This is a genomic window from Agrobacterium albertimagni AOL15 (genome assembly GCF_000300855.1).
Taxonomy (GTDB): Bacteria; Pseudomonadota; Alphaproteobacteria; order Rhizobiales; family Rhizobiaceae; genus Allorhizobium; species Allorhizobium albertimagni.
In genome coordinates, this window is record NZ_ALJF01000051.1 from 1 (window position 1) to 693 (window position 693).

Here is a 693-nt window from a genome sequence, read left to right on the forward strand (position 1 = left end):
ACACGCTTCCGCGTCATCACCTACGACCATCGTGGCTGCGAGGGAAATGAGGGCTGCAGAAATGATGGTCTTCATGGTCGTATTCCTTGTGTAGCGTGGGGTTGGCGGCGACTCGGTTGGGGGAAAGGGGGAGAGGGGACCGAGCCGGCCGCCGAAGGGTGCGTCTTTGGGAGGCGCGCTGATTACGAAGCGTTGGAGACAGTGCGGTTGACGAGGGTCACCGACTTGTCGGCATTGACCTTGTATACTTCGTTGACGTCACGACCGCTGCCGTCCGAGAATGTGTGGAAGAAGGTCGAACCGGCGGGTGCCTTTTCCAGCTGAACATTGGCGTTCTCATAGGTGATCGAGCCCGGGATCGGCTGGACGGAAGCGAAGGCTGCCGAACCGGCTGCGAGGGAAATGAGGGCTGCAGAAATGATGGTCTTCATGGTCGTATTCCTTGTGTAGCGTGGGGTTGGCGGCGACTCGGTTGGGGGGAAGGGGGAGAGGGGACCGAGCCGGCCGCCGAAGGGTGCGTCTTTGGGAGGCGCGCTGATTACGAAGCGTTGGAGACAGTGCGGTTGACGAGGGTCACCGACTTGTCGGCATTGACCTTGTAGACTTCGTTGACGTCACGACCGCTGCCGTCCGAGAATGTGTGGAAGAAGGTCGAACCGGCGGGTGCCTTTTCCAGCTGAACATTGGCGTTGT

At 60.2% G+C, this 693-nt stretch carries 1 protein-coding gene; it reads right to left on the reverse strand.

Annotation, left to right across the window (positions count from 1 at the left end; all coding sequences use genetic code 11):
• Positions 1 to 182 precede the first annotated feature (182 nt).
• Positions 183 to 431 (reverse strand): hypothetical protein, encoded by a 249-nt coding sequence (locus QWE_RS24290; RefSeq protein ID WP_006728830.1) that lies wholly within the window; start codon positions 429 to 431, stop codon positions 183 to 185.
• Positions 432 to 693: the final 262 nt, after the last annotated feature.